19 protein-coding genes and 1 pseudogene are annotated in these 18539 nt (G+C 61.7%); 10 read left to right on the top strand and 10 right to left on the bottom strand.

All coding sequences use genetic code 11. The annotated features are described in order from the left end of the window. The 3 genes from ACP7B7_RS12680 to ACP7B7_RS12670 are packed head-to-tail and all read right to left on the bottom strand — an operon-like array spanning window position 1 to window position 5577. On the bottom strand, window positions 1-1185 hold the full coding sequence (locus ACP7B7_RS12680; RefSeq protein WP_308921247.1) for a hybrid sensor histidine kinase/response regulator: 1185 nt from the start codon (window positions 1183-1185) through the stop codon (window positions 1-3). Then, window positions 1175-2086 carry a CheR family methyltransferase gene (locus ACP7B7_RS12675; RefSeq protein ID WP_308921246.1) on the bottom strand — a complete coding sequence of 304 codons (912 nt, stop codon included), beginning with the start codon at window positions 2084-2086 and terminating at the stop codon, window positions 1175-1177. Before ACP7B7_RS12675 ends, ACP7B7_RS12680 begins: the two co-directional genes overlap by 11 nt. Then, window positions 2086-5577, bottom strand: a complete 3492-nt coding sequence (locus tag ACP7B7_RS12670; RefSeq protein ID WP_308921245.1) for a response regulator — start codon at window positions 5575-5577, stop codon at window positions 2086-2088. Before ACP7B7_RS12670 ends, ACP7B7_RS12675 begins: the two co-directional genes overlap by 1 nt. Window positions 5578-5998: 421 nt before the next feature. On the opposite strand from ACP7B7_RS12670, the gene ACP7B7_RS12665 reads away from it, so the two are divergent. Further along, window positions 5999-6454: an Hsp20/alpha crystallin family protein gene (locus ACP7B7_RS12665; protein WP_308921244.1), complete on the top strand. Its 456-nt coding sequence runs from the start codon at window positions 5999-6001 to the stop codon at window positions 6452-6454. Window positions 6455-6528: 74 nt separating this feature from the next. Here ACP7B7_RS12665 and ACP7B7_RS12660 read toward each other — a convergent pair whose 3' ends face one another. Continuing rightward, window positions 6529-7875, bottom strand: a complete 1347-nt coding sequence (locus ACP7B7_RS12660) for an MFS transporter (protein ID WP_308921243.1) — start codon at window positions 7873-7875, stop codon at window positions 6529-6531. A 216-nt stretch (window positions 7876-8091) separates the two neighbouring features. Between ACP7B7_RS12660 and cyoA the strand changes: the two genes are divergently transcribed. The 7 genes from cyoA (at window position 8092) to ACP7B7_RS12625 (ending at window position 14896) form a co-directional block, all read left to right on the top strand. Continuing rightward, on the top strand, window positions 8092-9075 hold the full coding sequence (cyoA, locus tag ACP7B7_RS12655) for a ubiquinol oxidase subunit II (protein WP_308921242.1): 984 nt from the start codon (window positions 8092-8094) through the stop codon (window positions 9073-9075). A gap of 87 nt (window positions 9076-9162) precedes the next feature. Continuing rightward, window positions 9163-11166, top strand: a complete 2004-nt coding sequence (cyoB, locus tag ACP7B7_RS12650) for a cytochrome o ubiquinol oxidase subunit I (protein ID WP_308921241.1) — start codon at window positions 9163-9165, stop codon at window positions 11164-11166. Further along, entirely contained in the window at window positions 11159-11794 is a 636-nt protein-coding gene (gene cyoC, locus ACP7B7_RS12645) for a cytochrome o ubiquinol oxidase subunit III (protein WP_308921240.1), read from the top strand. Before cyoB ends, cyoC begins: the two co-directional genes overlap by 8 nt. Continuing rightward, window positions 11791-12195 carry a cytochrome o ubiquinol oxidase subunit IV gene (gene cyoD / locus ACP7B7_RS12640; protein WP_308921239.1) on the top strand — a complete coding sequence of 135 codons (405 nt, stop codon included), beginning with the start codon at window positions 11791-11793 and terminating at the stop codon, window positions 12193-12195. Before cyoC ends, cyoD begins: the two co-directional genes overlap by 4 nt. Then, entirely contained in the window at window positions 12192-13016 is an 825-nt protein-coding gene (locus ACP7B7_RS12635; RefSeq protein WP_374694189.1) for an SURF1 family protein, read from the top strand. The genes cyoD and ACP7B7_RS12635 overlap by 4 nt, the downstream gene beginning before the upstream one ends. After that, on the top strand, window positions 13000-14349 hold the full coding sequence (locus tag ACP7B7_RS12630; protein ID WP_426076901.1) for an ATP-binding protein: 1350 nt from the start codon (window positions 13000-13002) through the stop codon (window positions 14347-14349). The genes ACP7B7_RS12635 and ACP7B7_RS12630 overlap by 17 nt, the downstream gene beginning before the upstream one ends. Then, complete coding sequence (locus ACP7B7_RS12625) at window positions 14339-14896, top strand: response regulator transcription factor (protein ID WP_426076900.1); 558 nt, start codon at window positions 14339-14341, stop codon at window positions 14894-14896. The genes ACP7B7_RS12630 and ACP7B7_RS12625 overlap by 11 nt, the downstream gene beginning before the upstream one ends. A gap of 79 nt (window positions 14897-14975) precedes the next feature. On the opposite strand, the gene ACP7B7_RS12620 is transcribed toward ACP7B7_RS12625, so the two are convergent. The 4 genes from ACP7B7_RS12620 to ACP7B7_RS12605 all read right to left on the bottom strand — a co-directional run bounded on the left by ACP7B7_RS12620 (window position 14976) and on the right by ACP7B7_RS12605 (window position 16978). Further along, a complete protein-coding gene (locus ACP7B7_RS12620; RefSeq protein ID WP_426076899.1) occupies window positions 14976-15464 on the bottom strand; it encodes a GNAT family N-acetyltransferase in 489 nt (162 codons plus the stop codon). After that, on the bottom strand, window positions 15461-16102 hold the full coding sequence (locus tag ACP7B7_RS12615) for a hypothetical protein (RefSeq protein ID WP_308921234.1): 642 nt from the start codon (window positions 16100-16102) through the stop codon (window positions 15461-15463). The genes ACP7B7_RS12620 and ACP7B7_RS12615 overlap by 4 nt, the downstream gene beginning before the upstream one ends. A gap of 42 nt (window positions 16103-16144) precedes the next feature. Beyond that, entirely contained in the window at window positions 16145-16507 is a 363-nt protein-coding gene (locus tag ACP7B7_RS12610) for a hypothetical protein (RefSeq protein WP_426076898.1), read from the bottom strand. 105 nt (window positions 16508-16612) lie between these two features. Then, the gene (locus tag ACP7B7_RS12605; RefSeq protein WP_426076897.1) at window positions 16613-16978 is read right to left on the bottom strand and encodes a hypothetical protein; all 366 of its coding nucleotides are present in this window, start codon (window positions 16976-16978) and stop codon (window positions 16613-16615) included. A gap of 134 nt (window positions 16979-17112) precedes the next feature. On the opposite strand from ACP7B7_RS12605, the gene ACP7B7_RS12600 reads away from it, so the two are divergent. After that, window positions 17113-17514 carry a DUF6444 domain-containing protein gene (locus ACP7B7_RS12600; protein WP_426076999.1) on the top strand — a complete coding sequence of 134 codons (402 nt, stop codon included), beginning with the start codon at window positions 17113-17115 and terminating at the stop codon, window positions 17512-17514. Further along, on the top strand, window positions 17399-17707 hold the full coding sequence (locus tag ACP7B7_RS12595) for an IS66 family transposase (RefSeq protein WP_308925769.1): 309 nt from the start codon (window positions 17399-17401) through the stop codon (window positions 17705-17707). Before ACP7B7_RS12600 ends, ACP7B7_RS12595 begins: the two co-directional genes overlap by 116 nt. Window positions 17708-17922: 215 nt before the next feature. Here ACP7B7_RS12595 and ACP7B7_RS12590 read toward each other — a convergent pair. Together ACP7B7_RS12590 and ACP7B7_RS12585 are read right to left on the bottom strand one after the other, a co-directional pair. After that, window positions 17923-18294 (bottom strand): annotated as a pseudogene (locus tag ACP7B7_RS12590) (integrase core domain-containing protein); the annotation flags it as partial. Between the two features lie 85 nt (window positions 18295-18379). Beyond that, window positions 18380-18539, bottom strand: a 160-nt coding sequence (locus tag ACP7B7_RS12585) for a transposase domain-containing protein (protein WP_426076998.1), incomplete at its 5' end; no start/stop codon positions are given.

Here is an 18539-nt window from a genome sequence, read left to right as displayed (position 1 = left end):
TCACGATCCCGCCAGCGGCAGGGTCACGCTGAACAGCGCGCCATGGCCGGGCTGGCTTTGCAGGGTGATGGCGCCGCCGTGGGCGTCGACCAGCTGCTTGGTAATGAACAGGCCCAGGCCCAGGCCGCCCGTGCGGTCCTGGTGCATCACGCGCTCGAAGGCGTCGAAGATGCGCTCCTGGTCCTTGGGGCCGATACCGATGCCATGGTCGCGCACCTCGATCACCGCGCTGTTGCGGGTTTTCGCCAGGCTGATGTCGACCGGCTTGCCGTCGCCATAGCGCAGGGCGTTGCTGATCAGGTTGACGACGATCTGTTCGACGCGGAAACCGTCCCAATAGCCTTCGATGCACGCGTCTTCCTGCACCTGCACCCGCAACTGGTCCGGGCCGGGCGCCAGGTCCTCGGCCACGCGCCGCACCAGCGCGGCCAGGTCGACCGGTTCGCGCCGTATCGACAGCTTGCCGCTGCTGATGCGCGAGACGTCGAGCATGTCGTCGATCAGCCGCACCATGCTGCGGATCTGGCGTGCGTCGCGCGCCACCATCTTCGGCAATTTTTCCGGCGCGAAAGCGGCCAGGTTGCCGCGTTCCAGGTTCAGGGTGCGCATCTGGGTTTCCAGGAACAGGGTGTTGAGCGGCGTGCGCAGCTCGTGCGCCACCATCGACATGAATTCGTCGCGCATGCGCAGGGAGCGCTGCAGCTCGGCCTGCGTCGCGCGCAACTCTTGCAGCAGCGCTTCCTGCTGCTGGCGGCTGTGTTCCAGCGCCTGCACCTGGCGCCGCGTCTCGGCACGCTGCTGGTGCAGGGCAACGAAGACATTGACCTTGCTTTGCACGGCATTGATATCGAGCGGCTTGTGCAAAAAGTCCACGGCGCCGCTTTCATAGCCCTGGAACGAGAAATTCATTTCCTTGCCGGCCGCCGTGACGAACACGATCGGGATATGGCGCGTCTTGTCGGTGCCGCGCATCAGCTGGGCCAGCTCGAAGCCGTCCATTTCCGGCATCTGCACGTCGAGGATGGCCAGCGCGAAATCGTGTTCCAGCAGCAAGGCCAGCGCTTCTTCGCCGGACGAGGCCTGGTAGACGCTGCGGTCGTTTTCGCGTATCAGCGCGTTCAGCGCGCGCAGGTTTTCCGGCAGGTCGTCGACGATCAATAGTTTGGTGCGGGTTTCATTCATCATGGCGGTTTCCTGGTGTTGCTTCGTCTCGCTGTGCATCCTGGCGCGGCTTGTGCCGCGTCTCTTGTCGCTGGGCGCCGAACGAAGGGCGCTTGCGGTACAGCTTTTCCGGTCCTGATTGCTGCTCGAATTGCGTGGCAAAGGCGCTGAAATTCGTGCTTTCCTTGCTGCCCAACCCCAGGAATCCCCGGTGGCACAGCGATTCATGGAACAGCCCGAGGGCGCGGTCCTGCAGGGCTTTATTAAAATAGATCAGCACGTTGCGGCAGCAGATCAACTGCGTTTCCGCAAACACGCTGTCGGTGGCCAGGCTGTGGTCGGCAAAATTGATGCGGTCCAGCAGGCGGCTGTCGAAGCGCGCCGTCGCATGTTCCACCGTGTAATACTCGTCCAGGCTGCCCAGGCCGCCTGCCGCCGTGTAGTTGGCGCCGTAGTCTTGCATGCTGAGCAGCGGATAAACGCCCAGGCGGGCCTTGTCCAGCACCACCGGATTGATGTCGGTGGCATAGATCAGGCTGCGCTCGAGCAAGCCTTCCTCGTGCAGGATGATGGCCAGCGACAGCGCCTCCTCGCCAGTACAGCAGCCTGCCACCCAGATCTTCGGCGACGGATAGGTTTTCAGCACCGGCACCACCTGTTCGCGCAGGGCCAGGAAAAACGCCGGATCGCGGAACATCTCGGTGACGGGCACGGTCAGCATCTGCAGCAGCTGGCCAAAGGCGCCCGCATCCTTGAGCACCTTGCGTTGCAGCTCGTCCAGGGTGCTGCAGTGCAGGCGACCCAAGGCGTGGTTCAGGCGGCGCCGTTGCGAGGGCGCGGAATAATCACGGAAATCGTAGCTGTAGCGCTGATAGATGGCATCCATCAACGCCTGCAGCTGCGCCTCCGTGTAGTCGATCAGCATCAGATGCGTTCCATCTTCGGCATCCAGACGCGCAGCAGCGAGTACAGGCGGTCCAGGTCGATCGGCTTGGCCAGGTAGTCGGACGCGCCGGCCTGCAGGCATTCTTCCTGGTCGTTCTTCATGGCCTTGGCGGTAATCGCGATGATCGGCAGCTTGTTGTAGCGGCCGTCGGCGCGGATCTGGCGCGTCGCTTCCAGGCCGTCCATGCCCGGCATCATCACATCCATCAGCACCAGGTCGATATCGTCCACGCTATTGAGCTTGCTGATCGCTTCAAAACCGTTGCGGCCGATTTCCACCACCACGCCTTTTTGCTCCAGCGCATTGGTCAAGGCAAAGATATTGCGCACGTCGTCGTCGACCAGCAGGATCTTGCGCCCTTCAAACACGCGCTCGCGGCTGCGCACCTGCTGCAGCATGCCCTGGCGCTCGGTCGACAGTTCCGACTCCACCTTGTGCAGGAACAGGGTCACTTCGTCGAGCAGGCGCTCGGGCGAACGGGCGCCCTTGATGATGATCGAGCGCGAATACTTCATCAGGTCGGCTTCTTCTTCGCGGCTCAGGTTGCGGCCGGTATACACGATCACGGGCGGGAACGAGCACAGCTCTTCATGCTCCATGCGCTCCAGCAACTCGTTGCCCTGGATATCGGGCAGCTTCAGGTCGATGATCATGCAGTCGAAAATCTGCGTTTTCAGCAGGGCCAGCGCTTCTTCGCCCAGCGCCACGGCGGTGATTTCCACATCGTCGTCGCTGATCAGGTGCACCACGCTTTCGCGCTGGCGTTCGTCATCCTCGACCAGCAGGATGCGTTTCATTTTCTGCGTAAATTTCGATTCCAGCTTGAGGAACACGTCTTTCAATTGCTCGCGCGTGCGCGGCTTGGTGGCGTAGCCGACGGCGCCCAGCTGCATCGCCGCCTGCACCTGGTCATTGCCCGAGACGATATGCACGGGGATATGGCGGGTCAGCGGGTTTTCCTTGAGCTTTTGTAGTACCAGCAGGCCCGGACGGTCAGGCAGGCCGATATCGAGCAGGATGGCGTCGGGCAGGAACTCGGCCGCCAGGCGCAAGCCTTCCTCGGCGCCGTGCGCCACCAGGCACTGGTAATGCATTTCATGCGCCAGGTCGAACAGGATGCCGGCAAACGCCGGCTCGTCCTCGATCACCAGCACCGAGCGCTGCCCGCTGCGCGTGGCCGGCACGCTTTCGCGGTCATCCTTGAAGGTGGCGACCGGCACCGGTTTCGGCACGGGCAGGGGCGCGATGGCGGCCGCGCTGGTACGGATATGGGCCGGCGGCGCGGACCTGGCGGGCACCGGTGCCTCATCCTCCGGCACGGCGCGTTCCTGCCAGTCGATCGGCAGCACCAGGGTGAATGTGCTGCCCTGGCCCGGCGTGCTCGACAATTCAATGGCGCCGCCCAGCAGGGTGGCCAGGTCGCGCGAAATCGACAGGCCCAGGCCCGTGCCGCCGTAGCGGCGGCTGGTGGTGCCATCGGCCTGGTGGAAGGCGTCGAAGACTTTTTGCTGCTGATCGTCGGCGATGCCGATGCCGCTGTCCTGTACCTGGAAGCGCACATGGCCGGCCGCGTCCGCCGCCACCTGCACCGAGACGCTGCCGGTATCGGTGAACTTGATGGCGTTCGACAACAGGTTTTTCAGGATCTGTTCCAGGCGCTGGCGGTCGCTGACGAACGACGGCGGCGTGCCAGGCGCGACCGCGACGGTGAAAGCGAGTTTCTTTTGCTGTGCCTGGGCGCCGAACAGCATCTTCAGGCTGCTCAGCAGTTCATTGAAGGGGATGGCTTCCGGCGTCAGGTCCAGCTTGCCCGCCTCGACCTTGGAAATGTCGAGGATATCGTTGATCAGGGTCAGCAAGTCATTGCCGGCCGAATAAATGGTTTGCGCAAACGTCACTTGCTCCGGTGTCAGGTTGCCGCCGCTATTGTCGGCCAGCAGCTTGGACAGGATCAGCGAGCTGTTCAACGGCGTGCGCAGCTCGTGCGACATATTCGCCAAAAATTCCGACTTGTAGCGGCTGGCGCGCTGCAGCTCTTCGGCGCGCGCTTCGAGCTGGTCGTGGGCCTGGCCGATGGCGACGTTCTTCTGGTCCAGCGCCAGGGCCTGCACGGCCAGCTGCTCGTTCGATTGCTCCAGCGCCGCTTTTTGCTCTTCGAGGTGCGACTGCGATTGTTCCAGCACGCGCGACTGCTCGCCCAGCTCTTCATTGGCGGTGCGCAGCTCTTCCTGCTGCACTTCCAGTTCTTCATTCAACTGCTGGGTTTCTTCCAGCACGTTCTGCAGGCGCTGGCGGTACAGCGCCGCTTCCAGCGAGGTGCCGACGTTGGCGGCGATCAGGCGCAGCAGTTCCAGTTCGCGCTGGGCCACGGGGCGGGTAAAGCCCAGTTCGATCACGCCGTTGACGACGCCTTCGTTGTCCACCGGCGTGAGCACCAGTTCCAGCGGCGAACCGTGGCCCAGGCTGGAGTTCACCATCAGATAATTGTCGGGGACCTGCTTGATATGCTTGAGCCGTTTTTCACGCGCGGTTTCGCCGACCAGGCCTTCGCCTTGCTTGAAGACCTGCTTGTCCTGGATATGCTGGTCGCTGAAGCCATACACGGCCGCGCGGCGCAGGCTGCCGTCGTCTTCGGTGACATAGATCGTCGCCACCGCCACTTCGAGGCGGTTGGCCAGGAAGTCCAGCACCTGCCGGCCCAGCTGCGGCAGGGCCAGCTGGCCGCTGGTGTAGTCGGCCAGTTCGGTCTGGCCGGTGCGCAGCCAGGCTTGCTCCTGCAGCACATCGTTATCCTTGCCGCGCTGCTCCAGCGCCGCATTGTAGATATCGGACAAGCGCATCAGTTCGCGCCGGCCCAGGAAGGCGAGCAAGCCCGACAAGCCCAGGCTCAGCAGCAGGAAGACCACCACCGCCATCATGGTGCGCGCTTCGGCCGAGTCGCCGCGCTCCTGGCGCAAACGCTGTTCCATGCCCAGGAAGGACAGGAATTCGCGGCGGATTTCGTCGAATTCCAGCTTGCCTTCGCCCTGGCGCACGCGCGCCAGGTATTCCTGGTTGTTGCGGCGCTGGCTGATGATCGATTCGGCGTACTCGGTCCACTGGCTTTGCAGCGCGCGGATGCGGCGCAGGCGATCCTGCTGGATCGGGCTGTCCGCCACCAGCTCCAGCAAGGTCGTCATCTCCACCGCGATCTTGGCCTTGCCCGATTTATACGGCGCCAGGAAGGTCTCGTCGCCCGTCAGCAGATAGCCGCGCATGCCCGTTTCCAGGTCGACCGACAGTTTCATCACTTCATTGGCGTTGCCGATCACGCGCTCGGAATGCTCGACCGAGCGCAGCGCACTGAGCAAATAGGCAATCAGGCCGACGAAGACCAGGGCGGTCAGCACCCCGACCACCAGCGGCAAGGTAACATTACGGGCAAGAATGCGCCGGAAACTGAAAGTGTCGATCGGGGTCTTGGTATTCATCGGGTCCGTGGAAGAATAATCAGAGGTAAATAATTTTAACTGAAAAGCAATATTTCTGAGGCGCAAACGTGCGGCAGGCGCTAGCATAGCAGGCGGCGCGAGCGCGGCAATGACGCACGCGTGCGGTGTGATCAAAAAGATGAGGAATCATGTCAGGGAAACCGGTCATTTGCGCGCTGCCAGAAAGCCGGGCGCGTGAAACATTCCGGCAGGGGGCGTCGATGCCGGCGGCAAGGCACCGATGCAGCCACAGAGTGGCGGGGCGGATGATATGGTGCCTTGACATCCTGCGTGGGGAGAGGCGGACGCTAGCATAATGGCGTGGTGCTTATTTGATCGGTCTCAAACATTGCGTGCGTTGCCCGCCTAGTATTAATAGGCGCGGCCTGCCGCCGCAACCAACCGAACAGGAGCGATTATCATGGCCAATCAACTGATGTCCCGCGATCCGCGCGATCCCTTTCATGCACTGAGCCGTTTCGATCCCTTCAGCGACATGGACGAGCTGATGCGCGATTTTTTCAGCCCCGTGCTGCGCGCGCGCGACGCCGTGCCGCGCATGCGCGTCGATATTTCCGAAACCGAGCAAGCCTACCTGGTCAAGGCCGAAATCCCCGGCGTCAACCGCGACGACATCAAGGTGGCCATCGACGGCCACCGCGTGTCGATCAGCGCCGAACTGAAACAGGAGCATGAGGATGGCGAGGCCGGCAAGGCGGTGCGCAACGAAAGGATGTATGGCCAGCAATACCGCAGCTTCAGCCTGCCGCAGGAAGTCGACGACAGCAATTCGCAAGCCCGCTATGTGGACGGCGTGCTGCAGCTGACCCTGCAGAAAAAAGCGGGGACGGGCGGCAAGCAGCTGCAAATACAATAATGACGGTGTAAATCATCAGGCAATAAAAAACGGGACCCGATCGGGTCCCGTTTTTTTCGCTACTTATATAGCACTCAGTTGCGTATCTCCAGCGCCCGGTTCAGGCTCAGTGCCGCCAGCGAGGCGACGGCGCCCGACAGCAGGTAGAAGCTGACGTAGGCCAGGCCGAAGTTGGCCGACAGGCCCAGCGCCACCAGCGGGGCGAAACCGGCGCCGACCAGCCAGGCCAGGTCCGACGTCAGCGCCGCGCCGGTATAGCGGAAGCGGGCAGGGAAGTTGGCCGTCACGGCGCCGGCTGCCTGGCCATACGACAGGCCCAGCAGGCTGAAGCCGATCAGGATGAAGGCGTCCTGGCCGGTATTGCCGCCACCCATCAGGCTGGGAATAAAGGCGCTGAAGATGGCGATCAGCACGGCCAGCGTGCCCAGGGTGGTGCGGCGGCCGAAACGGTCGGCCAGCAGGCCCGACAGCACGATACCGACGGCGGCCAGTATCGCGCCCACCATCTGCACCTGCAGGAAGTCCGAGGCGGCGCGGGTTTGGTAGACCGAGACCCACGACAGCGGGAACACGGTGACCAGGTGGAACAGCGCGTAGCTGGCCAGCGCGGCCAGCGCGCCGATCATCACGTTGCGGCCCTGGCCGCGGCTCATTTCAAAGACGCTGACGGGCTGCAGCTCGCGCTCGTCGAGCAGCTTGGCGTATTCATTGGTCGACACCAGGCGCAGGCGGGCAAACAGCGCGACCACGTTGATGGCGAACGCCACATAGAAAGGATAGCGCCAGCCCCAGTCAAGGAATTCTTCCGTGGAAAGGGCCGTCAGCATGTACCAGAACAGGCCGCCGGCGATCAAAAAACCGACCGGAGCGCCCAGCTGGCCCAGCATGGCATACCAGCCGCGCTTGTTTTCAGGCGCGTTCAGGGCCAGCAGCGACGGCAGGCCATCCCATGAGCCGCCCAGCGCCACGCCCTGGCCGATGCGCAGGACGGCCAGCCAGACGATGGCGGCAAAGCCCAGGTGCGAGTAGGTCGGCAGGAAGGCGATGCCTGCGGTGGACACGCCCAGCAGGAACAGGGCGATGGTCAGCTTGGCGCTGCGCCCGAGCCGGCGCTGGATTTCCATGAAGATCACGGTGCCGAAGGGACGGGCGATGAAGGCAAAGGAAAAGATCAGGAACGCGTACAATGTGCCCTCCAGGCGTTCCTCGAACGGGAAGAACACCTGCGGGAACACCAGCACCGAGGCGATGGCGTAGACAAAAAAGTCAAAGTATTCGGAAGCGCGGCCGATGATCACGCCAACGGCGATCTCACCGGGGTCGATATGGGATTCGACGGTGCCGGCTCCGCGTGCGTCGCGCAGAGAGTGGGGGGAGAAATCAGCGGGTACATCGCCGCTATGGGTGCGCGTGCTGGACATGATGAGCCTCTTTATATAGTTTCGAGTTCGACAACACGTATAACTTACCCCAGGAGTCTCAAGCCCGGAGTAGGACTACTCAGACAGTAGCTGTAGGACAAGTCCTTAACTGCTGAATGGAGTCCGAGCCCAGGGGTGGACAAAACGTCCAATTGCCATTGTGCTCCAGTAAGAATAAAGTACCATATCTTCATCCCCTGTACTGGACTTTCCTGTATGTTTTCACTCAAAGTTCGTCACGGACTGGCGCTGTTACCCCTTACCTTATTGGCAGGTTGCAATACGGTGGTACTGAATCCGTCCGGTGACATCGCAGTCCAGCAAGGCAATCTGATTGTCATTTCCACTCTGCTGATGCTGCTGATTATCGTTCCGGTAATCGCTCTCACCCTGCTGTTCGCCTGGCGCTACAGAAAAAACAACACCGCGGCCAAATATGAGCCGGACTGGGACCACTCGACGCGTCTCGAGCTGATCATCTGGGGCGCACCCCTGCTGATCATCATCGTGCTGGGCCTGCTGACCTGGATCAGCACCCACACCCTGGACCCATATCGTCCGCTGAGCCGTATCGACGCGAATCGTCCGATTCCGGAGAGCACCAAGCCGATGATCGTCGAAGTGGTCGCGCTGGACTGGAAATGGCTGTTCATCTATCCAGAGCAAGGCATTGCCACAGTCAATGAATTGTATGCGCCGGTCGATCGTCCGATCCGCTTCAAGATTACCGCCCAGTCGGTGATGAACTCGTTCTTCATTCCGGCGCTGGCAGGTCAGATCTACGCCATGCCGGGCATGGAGACCAAGCTCAACGCCGTGATCAACAAGCCGGGCGTCTACGACGGTTTCTCCGCCAACTACAGCGGCGCCGGCTTCTCGGGCATGCGCTTCAAGTTCCATGGCGTGAACGATGCGGACTTCGACAAATGGGTGGCGACCACCCGTGCTGGTGGCGGCGCGCTGAACCGCGACGATTACCTGACCCTGGTCCAGCCGAGCGAGCGCGATCCCGTGCGCCGCTACAGCAATGTGCCGGTCGATCTGTACAAGGCCATCCTGAATCGCACCATCGTTTCCGACGCGCTGTGCGTGACGCCGGTCCAGCCTTACAAACTGGCATTGGCGGATAGCCCGGTAGCGTCTGTCACGGCGGCAGTCGCTGGCGATGCAGTGGTTGAAAAGGGCGTTCAAGCCAAGTAACAACCGCATGAATCCCGCCGCGCGTCAGTTAGCGCGGCAGATACTGGCGCCGCTTGCCTGGCGCCTCCCTTTTTTCTGAGAGTAACAATGCTAGACCATATTGATCTGACGAAGCTTATCTTCGGCCGTCTGACTTGGGATGCAATTCCATTTCACGAACCTATCCTGCTGGCGACCTTTGCAGGCGTCGCCCTGGGCGGCATCGCGCTGGTCGCGGCGCTGACGTATTTCCGCGTCTGGGGTACCCTGTGGCGCGACTGGATCACCAGTATCGACCATAAAAAAATCGGTATCATGTACATGATCCTCGGTATCATCATGCTGCTGCGCGGCTTTGCCGATGCGCTGATGATGCGTACCCAGCAGGCGATCGCCTTTGGCGACAATGCCGGCTTCCTGCCGCCGCATCACTACGACCAGGTCTTCACCGCTCACGGCGTGATCATGATCTTCTTCGTGGCGATGCCTTTCGTGACGGGCCTGATGAACTACGTGGTGCCACTGCAGATCGGTGCGCGCGACGTGGCTTTCCCGTTCCTCAACAACTTCAGCTTCTGGATGACGACCATGGGCGCCGTGCTGGTGATGGCCTCGCTGTTCGTCGGCGAGTTCGCCCGTACCGGCTGGCTCGCGTATCCACCGCTGTCGGGCATTGCCGCCAGTCCGGACGTGGGGGTGGACTATTACATCTGGTCCTTGCAGATTGCCGGGGTCGGTACCTTGCTGTCCGGCGTCAACCTGATCGCCACCATCGTCAAGATGCGCGCGCCAGGCATGACCTGGATGAAAATGCCGGTATTCACCTGGACCGCGCTGTGCACCAACGTGCTGATCGTTGCCGCTTTCCCTGTGCTGACGGCCGTGCTGGCCATGCTGGCACTGGACCGTACCGCCGGTTTCAATTTCTTCACGACCGAACTGGGCGGCAACGCCATGATGTACGTCAACCTGATCTGGATCTGGGGTCACCCTGAGGTTTACATCCTGGTGCTGCCGATCTTCGGCGTGTTCTCGGAAGTCGTCGCCACCTTCAGCTCGAAACGCCTGTTCGGCTACGCCTCGATGGTGTACGCGACGTGCGTCATCATGATCCTGTCCTACCTGGTATGGCTGCACCACTTCTTCACCATGGGGTCGGGCGCCAGCGTCAACTCCTTCTTCGGCATCACGACGATGATCATCTCGATCCCGACCGGCGCGAAGATCTTCAACTGGCTGTTTACCATGTACCGCGGCCGTATCCGCTTCGAACTGCCGATGCTGTGGACGATCGGCTTCATGGTCACCTTCACCATCGGCGGCATGACCGGCGTGCTGCTGGCGGTTCCACCGGCCGACTTCGTGCTGCACAACAGCCTGTTCCTGATCGCCCACTTCCATAACGTCATCATCGGCGGCGTGGTGTTCGGCGTGTTCGCCGCGATCAACTACTGGTTCCCGAAAGCCTATGGCTACAAGCTGGACACCTTCTGGGGCAAATGCTCGTTCTGGTTCTGGTTGGTCGGCTTCTACCTGGCCTTCATGCCGCTGTACGTGCTGGGCCTGATGGGCGTGACCCGCCGCATGAATCATTTCACCGATCCATCGCTGCAGATCTGGACCATCATCGCCTGGTTTGGCGCCGTTTCGATCGCACTGGGCATCGGCTCGATGATCATGCAGTTCTATGTCAGCTTCCGCAACCGCGCCGCACTGCGCGACGTGACCGGCGACCCATGGGGCGGCCGTACGCTGGAATGGTCGACTTCGTCGCCACCGCCAGACTACAACTTTGCCTTCACGCCGCAAGTGCATGAACTCGATGCATGGACCGACATGAAGAAGCACGGCTACGAGCGTCCGACGTCGGGCTTCACGAAGATCCACATGCCGAAGAACACCTGGGCAGGTTTCGTGGTCTCCGCACTGGCGGCCGTGGTCGGCTTTGGCCTGATCTGGCAAATGTGGCTGGTCGCCGGTGTCGGCTTCCTGGCCATGATGGTGGCGATCATCGTCCACACCTTTAACTACAAGCGTGATTACTACATTTCGGCCGACGAAGTCATCCGTACCGAAAACGCTTACACTAAATTGCTGAGCAGCCATGTCTGAAACCATCGTCCATAACACCGGCGCACCCGCCGCCGGAGAGCGCAAGAACTTCTTTGTGCGCGAGCACCATCCGGAAAACGGCAGCCTGCTGGGTTTCTGGCTTTACCTGATGAGCGATTGCCTGATCTTCGCCTGTCTGTTCGCCACCTACGCGGTGGTGGGCCGCAACTACGCGGACGGCCCGACCGGCGCCGCGCTGTTCGACCTGCCACTGGTGGCCGTCAACACGGCCATGTTGCTGCTGTCGTCGATTACCTACGGTTTCGCCATGCTGGCGATGCAGCGCAAGAACCTGGGCTCGACCCTGCTGTGGCTGGGCATCACCGGCGTGTTCGGCGTCGCCTTCCTGTCGCTGGAAATGTATGAGTTCATTCACCTGATCCACGAAGGCGCCGGCCCGCAGCGCAGTGCCTTCCTGAGCTCGTTCTTCGCGCTGGTCGGTACCCACGGCCTGCACGTGCTGTTCGGCGTGATCTGGCTCGTGACCTTGATGTTCCAGTTGAAAAAGCATGGCCTGACCCCGGAAAACGGCCGTCGCATGATGTGCCTGTCGCTGTTCTGGCACTTCCTGGACGTGATCTGGATCGGCGTCTTCACCTTTGTCTACCTGATGGGAGTCCTGCCATGAGCGGCCACGATAATCACCACGACCATGGCCACGGCCATGACGGCCACTACCATGACCAGCATGACCATGGCAGCCTGAAAACCTACGCCATCGGCTTTATCCTGTCGGTGATCCTGACTGCCATCCCGTTCTGGCTGGTGATGAACAAAACCATCACCAACACCGGCACCATGGGCCTGGTCCTGCTGGGCTTCGCTGCGGTGCAAGTGGTGGTGCACATGGTGTACTTCCTGCACATGAACAGCAAATCGGAAGGCGGCTGGAACATGATGGCGATGATCTTCACCATCATGATCGTCGTCATCGCCATGGCCGGTTCGCTGTGGGTCATGTACCACATGAACCACAACATGATGCCAAGCATGATGCCTGACGCCATGCATTCGCAATCGGCTCCATGATGAACCAACCGCGCCCAGGCAACACCGGGCGCGCTCCTGGCACGGCATCGCAAGATGCCATGCCAGGCCCACGCGGCACGGCCATACGCACTGCGTTGGCCGTGCTTGCGGTGATCGTTTTTGCCGGATTCTGTGCCCTGGGCACCTGGCAAGTCATGCGCCTGCAATGGAAGCTTGACCTGATCGAGCGCGTCGAACAACGTGTACATGCGCCGGCAACGGACGCACCTGGTCCCGCAAGCTGGGCCAATGTCACGCAGCAAACGGACGAGTACCGCCATGTGCGCCTCTCCGGTATCTATCTCCCCCTATTCAATACCCTGGTGCAAGCCACCACGGAACTCGGCAGCGGCTTCTGGCTGATCACGCCGCTGCGCCAGGCCGACGGCACGACCATCCTGGTCAACCGCGGCTTCGTGAAGGACCGCAAGGGCATCGCCGCCGGCACGCCGGCGGGCACGGTCACCATCGACGGCTTGCTGCGCATCAGCGAACCGCGTGGCGGCTTCCTGCGTGAAAACGATGCGGCCAAACAGCTTTGGTATTCGCGCGACGTGGCGGCCATTGCGCAGTCGAACATGCTGACCAATGTGGCGCCATACTTTGTGGATGCCGCCAAGGGACTGGAAAGCGCACCGGACGCACCGGTGGGCGGGCTGACCGTGATTTCCTTCCACAACAGCCACCTGGTGTATGCACTGACCTGGTATGCGCTGGCCCTGATGGTGGCCGGCATCAGCTGGTGGATCGTGCGCGAAGCACGCCGTCGCCGGCGGCCGGTGGCCGCCAACTCTCCTGTCTACCATGCCGGGCAAGATTGAAATAGTCCCCAACCGCGAAGTACTGGAGCGCGGCGCGGTGGCGGCCGAGATGGAACATCCGGCCGGTCACCAGAACATGAAGCTGCTGATCCAGCTGCGCTGGCTGGCCGTGATCGGCCAGATCAGCACCATCTTCGGCGTCGGCGTGGGGCTGGGCATCGCACTGCCCGTGCCCTACATGCTCGAAGTGCTGTCCTGCCTGATCGCCTTCAACCTCGCCAGCCTGCTGCGCTGGCATGAACGCCAGCCCGTGTCGAACACGGCGCTGTTCCTGGCCCTGCTGGTCGACGTCACCGTGCTGACCGCCCAGCTCTATCTGAGCGGCGGCATCAGCAACCCGTTCGCCTTCCTGTATTTATTGCAAGTGATCCTCAGCGCGGTGCTGCTGGAAGTATGGTCGACCTGGATCATGGTGGCCATCACCGGCCTGTGCCTGGCCGGCCTGGCCTTGCTGCCCGGCCCCCTGATCCTGCCGATCGACCCCGAACGCGGTTTTGCCAGCCTGTATGTGCAGGGTTTGCTCATCTGCTTCATGCTCAACGCCGCCTTGCTGGTGTTGTTCATCACCCGCATCAACCGCAACCAGCGCGCCGGCGACGCCAAGGTGGCCGACTTGCGCCAGCGCGCGGCCGAAGAAGAACATATCATCCGCATGGGCCTGCTGGCCTCGGGCGCCGCGCACGAGCTGGGCACGCCGCTGGCCACCTTGTCGGTGATCCTTGGCGACTGGCGCCGCATGCCGGAACTGAGCAAGAACGAAGAGATGCTGGAAGAGATCACCGAAATGCAGGCCCAGCTGCAGCGCTGCAAAAGCATCGTCAGCGGCATTCTGTTGTCGGCCGGCGAGGCGCGCGGGGAGTCTTCCGTGAAAACCACCATCAACACCTTTCTGGATGACCTGGCCGCCGAATGGCGCAGCAGCCGGCCGATCCACAATTTCGAGTACGATAACCGCATCGAGCATGACGTGCCGGTGGTGTTCGACTCCACCCTGAAACAGACCATCTGCAATGTGCTCGACAATGCGCTGGAAGCGTCGCCCGACTGGCTGCGTTTCGAGGCCACGCGCGAAGCCGATGCGCTGCACCTGATCGTCACGGATGCCGGCCCCGGCTTCGAGCCATCGATGCTGAACCACCTGGGCAAGCCCTACCAGTCGACCAAGGGCAAGCCGGGCAGTGGGCTTGGCCTGTTCCTGGTGGTCAACGTGGCACGCACCCTGGGCGGTACCGTGACGGCGCGCAACCGGGTGCAGGGCGGGGCGGCCGTGCACCTGGCCTTGCCCCTGGCGGCCATCAAACTGGAAAGAGAAAGCGACAGCCATGACCACTGAAGTACAGCCAGCAAGCCACGACCGCCTGCTGCTGATCATCGAAGACGACGCCGCCTTTGCGCGCACCTTGGGCCGCTCGTTCGAACGGCGCGGCTACCAGGTGATCCTGGCCACCAATTTCGACGAGGCCAGCGCCTTGCTGGAGCAGCATTGCCCCGACTACGCCGTGGTCGACCTGAAATTGAACGGCAACACCTCGGGCCTGGCCTGCGTGCAGATGCTGCACCAGCACGACCCCGAGATGCTGATCGTGGTGCTGACCGGCTACGCCAGCATCGGCACGGCCGTCGAGGCGATCAAGCTGGGCGCCTGCCAGTACCTGGCCAAGCCGTCCAATACCGACGATATCGAAGCGGCTTTCGGTCATATTGCCGGCGCCGCCGAAATCGAACTGACCAGCCGCGCCACCAATATCAAGACCCTGGAATGGGAACGCATCCACGAAATGCTGGCCGAGACCGATTTCAATATTTCGGAAACGGCAAGGCGGCTGGGCATGCACCGCAGGACTTTGGCGAGGAAGCTGGAGAAGCAGCGGGTGAAGTGAAACCCGAAAGCAAGGACTGGGGGCGCACCACGATCGCGAAGCGACTGACCCCGGATGTTAGTCTCGGGTCGATGTAACGCTAACTGTCCACCCACTCCATCTTCTGCACCTGGATATGCGGATGGCTGTCCAGCGGTTCCCACTCCGGCAAAAACACAAACCCCTGCTTTTCATAGAAGGCCACCGCCCGCGCATTGTCGGGCGACACATCAAGCACCAGCCGATCATGGCCGCTGGCCACGGCGCGCTGCTTGACGGCGTCGACCAGCGCTGCCGCTATCCCCATGCCGCGATACTCAGGCCGCACCCACATCGCCAGCAGATTGCATTCGCCCTTGCCGCTGACGGCATGCGCGGCAATGCCGACCGGTACGCCAGCGATATACGCCAGCAGGAAGGCACGCTCAGGCATACTGGCTGCACGGCGTTGCCAGTCCTCGTCAAGGTAGGCCGCCGCGCTGGCATGGCTGACGCCAAACGCGGTCGGTGCGTCCAGCAGGGCGGCCAGGCGGGTGGTCTTCAGATCCTGCCAGTCCGCCGCTTCGGTGGCGCGTATGACCAGCTTCAATTGAACACGATCGCCGTCTTGTGCTCGATGCTGAGCCGGCAAGCTTCATAGGCCGCCAGCCAGGCCGCCAGCTCGCGATCGAGTCCTTCTTCCGCCTCGATGCGCGTGTTGATGCGCTCGGCTTCCTCGTCGCCGAGAACATCGCCCAGCAAAAAGATGCCCAGCGCGGGCGCCACCGTCACCAGTTCTTCGCGCAGCTTGTAGGAGGAGCCCAGCATGCCGCCCAGCAGCGGATGGTCGTCGTCGGCAAAGATGACGTCGTCGAAAACGATGGGGAAATAAAACCCTTCGCAGTCGGAATGGCAGATCAGATGGCTGTCGAACATGGTCTGGGCTTCGTCGAGTACGGGATCGTCGGCCGGCTCTTCGCCGTCAGGCAGCGGCGTGGCGCGCCATTGGCCGTCGAGCGCCGCATGCGCGTAGGCACGACGCAGATAGTGCAAAAAGCTGTAGGGGAAGGAGTCGAGCATCGCCCGCGAAGCGAGGTCAGGCAATGCCGCCGGTTCCGTATGCTGCGGCAGGCCTGCCTGTTGCAGCAGGACGTTTGCCTCGCCGATGGCGTCCTGCAGCCATTGCGCGCCTTCCGGGTCTTCGTCCTGCAGGTCGGCCAGTGCGCCGACTGAAATTGCCAGTCCCATGCTGTGTTTCCTTATTCGGTCCGTGAGTGTGTGCGTGGGAGCTTAGCTGCCGAGCTTGGAGGTGCCGGTGGCGGACGAGACTTTCTGGAAAGGTTCGCCCATCACCGTCAATGTGGGAGCGCCGGCGACCAGCGCGGTTTCCAGCTTCGCTTCAAGCGCAGGCACGTTGACCGCGCCATCGGCATAGGTGGCGGGAAAGCGCGTCTCGACCAGCTTGCCGGTCAGCGTATTGCGCACGTAGCGCACGGCGACCAGGTCCGTGCCATCCTTCTTGATCACCACCATGTTCGGCACGGTCGTGCGCGCCAGTTGCCAGGTGCCGATATAGTCATCGACGCCTTCGGCATGGGCACCCAGCATGCACAGGGACGCAACCGCGCCCAACACCAGTTTTTTCATGATCACGGTCTTCTCCAGTGGTGCAATCGCGAGATGGATTGCTTTGAGCAATATTAGCATTTCCACAGGGAGATTTTGGCGGGAAACTTGTGATTGTGTGGGCGTCGTCGCTTATGACTGGTCCCACACTTCCACCGTCAACAGCTGATCCGGCGCGCAGGCCGTGATCCGGTCCTGATGGACCTTGATGCTGCCTTTCCAGCCGACCGGGCCTTTGCCATGGAAATCGCGCATGGTGCCATCCGGAATGCCCTGCGCGAGAATCGGCGTGATCTCGCTGGCCAGCGCCGTAAAGCGGTTCGGATAGCCGTTAAAGCTGTGCTGCTCGGCCTTGCCCTGCTTGCACAGATCCACAATCCAGTCCATGCCGCCCAAACCCGCTTCCCAGGTCGCCAGGATTGCTTCCTTGTTGCCGCCACCGGGCAGGGCGCGCTGCGCCAGGGTTTCAGTTGAAATCACGGTCCACCATCCCAGCATGCTTTAATCCTTCTATTTCGATAATTTCGCTTGTGTTGTAGCAAGTGGTTGAACGCTCTTATATCTAGATTATTCGTCACTGTTCAGGATGAACGTTTTTTACAAAACAGTTGTAACCCTTTTTAAACCGGCTCATCATACTAACATCGCAAAAACGCGCTCCTCCCGATCTCTCCGCGCTCACGCGCGGCAAGCTTGAGGGCGTCGTATTGACGCTTTGGGAGCGGCTGGAGGAGCTTGAATCGAAGGTCGGCAAGAACAGCCGCAACTTCTGCCAGCCGCCGTCTTCCGATGGCTTGCGCAAGACCAATTCGCTGCGCGAGCCATCTGGCAACAAGCCCAACTCCCAGCCTGGTCACAAGGGCGGCACACTCAAACAGATTGGCAAGCCGAGCCGGATCGACATTCACCAACTGTCCAATCAATGCGAGCGCTGCGACTGCCCGCCTGCTGCACTCCGACGAATCGGTTCTGCGCGTCGCCGGGAAATTGCATTGTTTGCATGTGGCCGCCAACGACAGCCACACTTGGTATGACGTACCCGCCAAGCGCGGCATGGAGGCGATCACCGCGCAAGTGATTTTGCCGCAACGGCTTGGCGTACTGATCCATAATTGCTGGGCGCCGTACTGGCAACTAGCCGGCCCGCACGCTCTGTGCAATGCCTATTGCTGCGCGAGCTGCTTTATGTTGAAGAGGTCACCGGCGAGCGCTGGCCCGTCAGGATAAAGTGGACCCCACCGTCAAGACAATTCGTACCAGAGTTTAAGCTATGGTCATGCCACTGCTTACAGCGGAACAGCGCTGTCCTGCCTTGCTTAATTTCCAACTCCCGCGACAGCAGAATTGATCGCGGCTCGCTCCCGGCAGGGCGGGGTTTGGGGCGGAGCCCCATCCCCCGCCGCAGTGCCTGAAATTACCACCGTCGTGACCGAGGCCCCGCCGTATTTATCCACAATCATCGCGCCGCCGCCCTCGCCACTGGCGTACACCACATCCGGCGTCTGGTAGTTCAACGACTGGTGCGGCCGCTCCTCGTTGTAGAAGGTGAAATAGCGCGTCAGCCCGACCGTCAGGTCGCCCATCGTCGCGTAACCGTTCAGGTACACATCTTCGTGCTTGACGTTGCGCCACAGGCGCTCGACGAAGATGTTGTCCAGCGCCCGGCCCCGGCCGTCCATGCTGATCGCCACACCTTCCCGCAGCAACACCCCGGTGAACGCCTGGCTCGTGAACTGGACGCCCTGGTCGGTATTGAAGATGTCTGGCTTGCCGTGGCCGATCAGCGCCTCTTCCAGGCAATCCACGCAGAACGAGGGTAAGCGTAAAGCCAGCGCCGTCTTGAACTGGGTGTTGATTTGCTAGATGATGGCCTCACACCGCTGGGAAGCGGCGTGTTGTTTAGGCTGAAGGGAGCTGCGCGGTGCAGTTCCAGGGCAGGAAGGCGTCAACCCGGTTGACCGGATGATCGGCGATGTTGGCCAGCACATGGCGCAGCCAGGCTTCGGGGTCGATACCATTGAGCTTGGCGGTGCCGATCAGCGAGTAGATCGCGGCCGCC

The organism is Janthinobacterium sp. PSPC3-1 (genome assembly GCF_049896105.1).
GTDB lineage: Bacteria > Pseudomonadota > Gammaproteobacteria > Burkholderiales > Burkholderiaceae_D > Janthinobacterium.
The sequence above is the reverse complement of the archived record's forward strand: the minus strand, read 5'-3'. Positions and strand labels throughout refer to the sequence as shown.

Coding starts and splice junctions, on each gene's coding strand:
- ACP7B7_RS12680 (WP_308921247.1), bottom strand. CDS start 1,185: ATGATGAATGAAACCCGCACCAAACTATTGATCGTCGACGACCTGCCG.
- ACP7B7_RS12660 (WP_308921243.1), bottom strand. CDS start 7,875: ATGTCCAGCACGCGCACCCATAGCGGCGATGTACCCGCTGATTTCTCC.
- cyoC (WP_308921240.1), top strand. CDS start 11,159: ATGTCTGAAACCATCGTCCATAACACCGGCGCACCCGCCGCCGGAGAG.
- ACP7B7_RS12615 (WP_308921234.1), bottom strand. CDS start 16,102: ATGGGACTGGCAATTTCAGTCGGCGCACTGGCCGACCTGCAGGACGAA.
- ACP7B7_RS12635 (WP_374694189.1), top strand. CDS start 12,192: ATGATGAACCAACCGCGCCCAGGCAACACCGGGCGCGCTCCTGGCACG.
- cyoD (WP_308921239.1), top strand. CDS start 11,791: ATGAGCGGCCACGATAATCACCACGACCATGGCCACGGCCATGACGGC.
- ACP7B7_RS12670 (WP_308921245.1), bottom strand. CDS start 5,577: ATGAATACCAAGACCCCGATCGACACTTTCAGTTTCCGGCGCATTCTT.
- ACP7B7_RS12675 (WP_308921246.1), bottom strand. CDS start 2,086: ATGCTGATCGACTACACGGAGGCGCAGCTGCAGGCGTTGATGGATGCC.
- ACP7B7_RS12605 (WP_426076897.1), bottom strand. CDS start 16,978: ATGCTGGGATGGTGGACCGTGATTTCAACTGAAACCCTGGCGCAGCGC.
- ACP7B7_RS12665 (WP_308921244.1), top strand. CDS start 5,999: ATGGCCAATCAACTGATGTCCCGCGATCCGCGCGATCCCTTTCATGCA.
- cyoB (WP_308921241.1), top strand. CDS start 9,163: ATGCTAGACCATATTGATCTGACGAAGCTTATCTTCGGCCGTCTGACT.
- ACP7B7_RS12625 (WP_426076900.1), top strand. CDS start 14,339: ATGACCACTGAAGTACAGCCAGCAAGCCACGACCGCCTGCTGCTGATC.
- ACP7B7_RS12630 (WP_426076901.1), top strand. CDS start 13,000: ATGCCGGGCAAGATTGAAATAGTCCCCAACCGCGAAGTACTGGAGCGC.
- cyoA (WP_308921242.1), top strand. CDS start 8,092: ATGTTTTCACTCAAAGTTCGTCACGGACTGGCGCTGTTACCCCTTACC.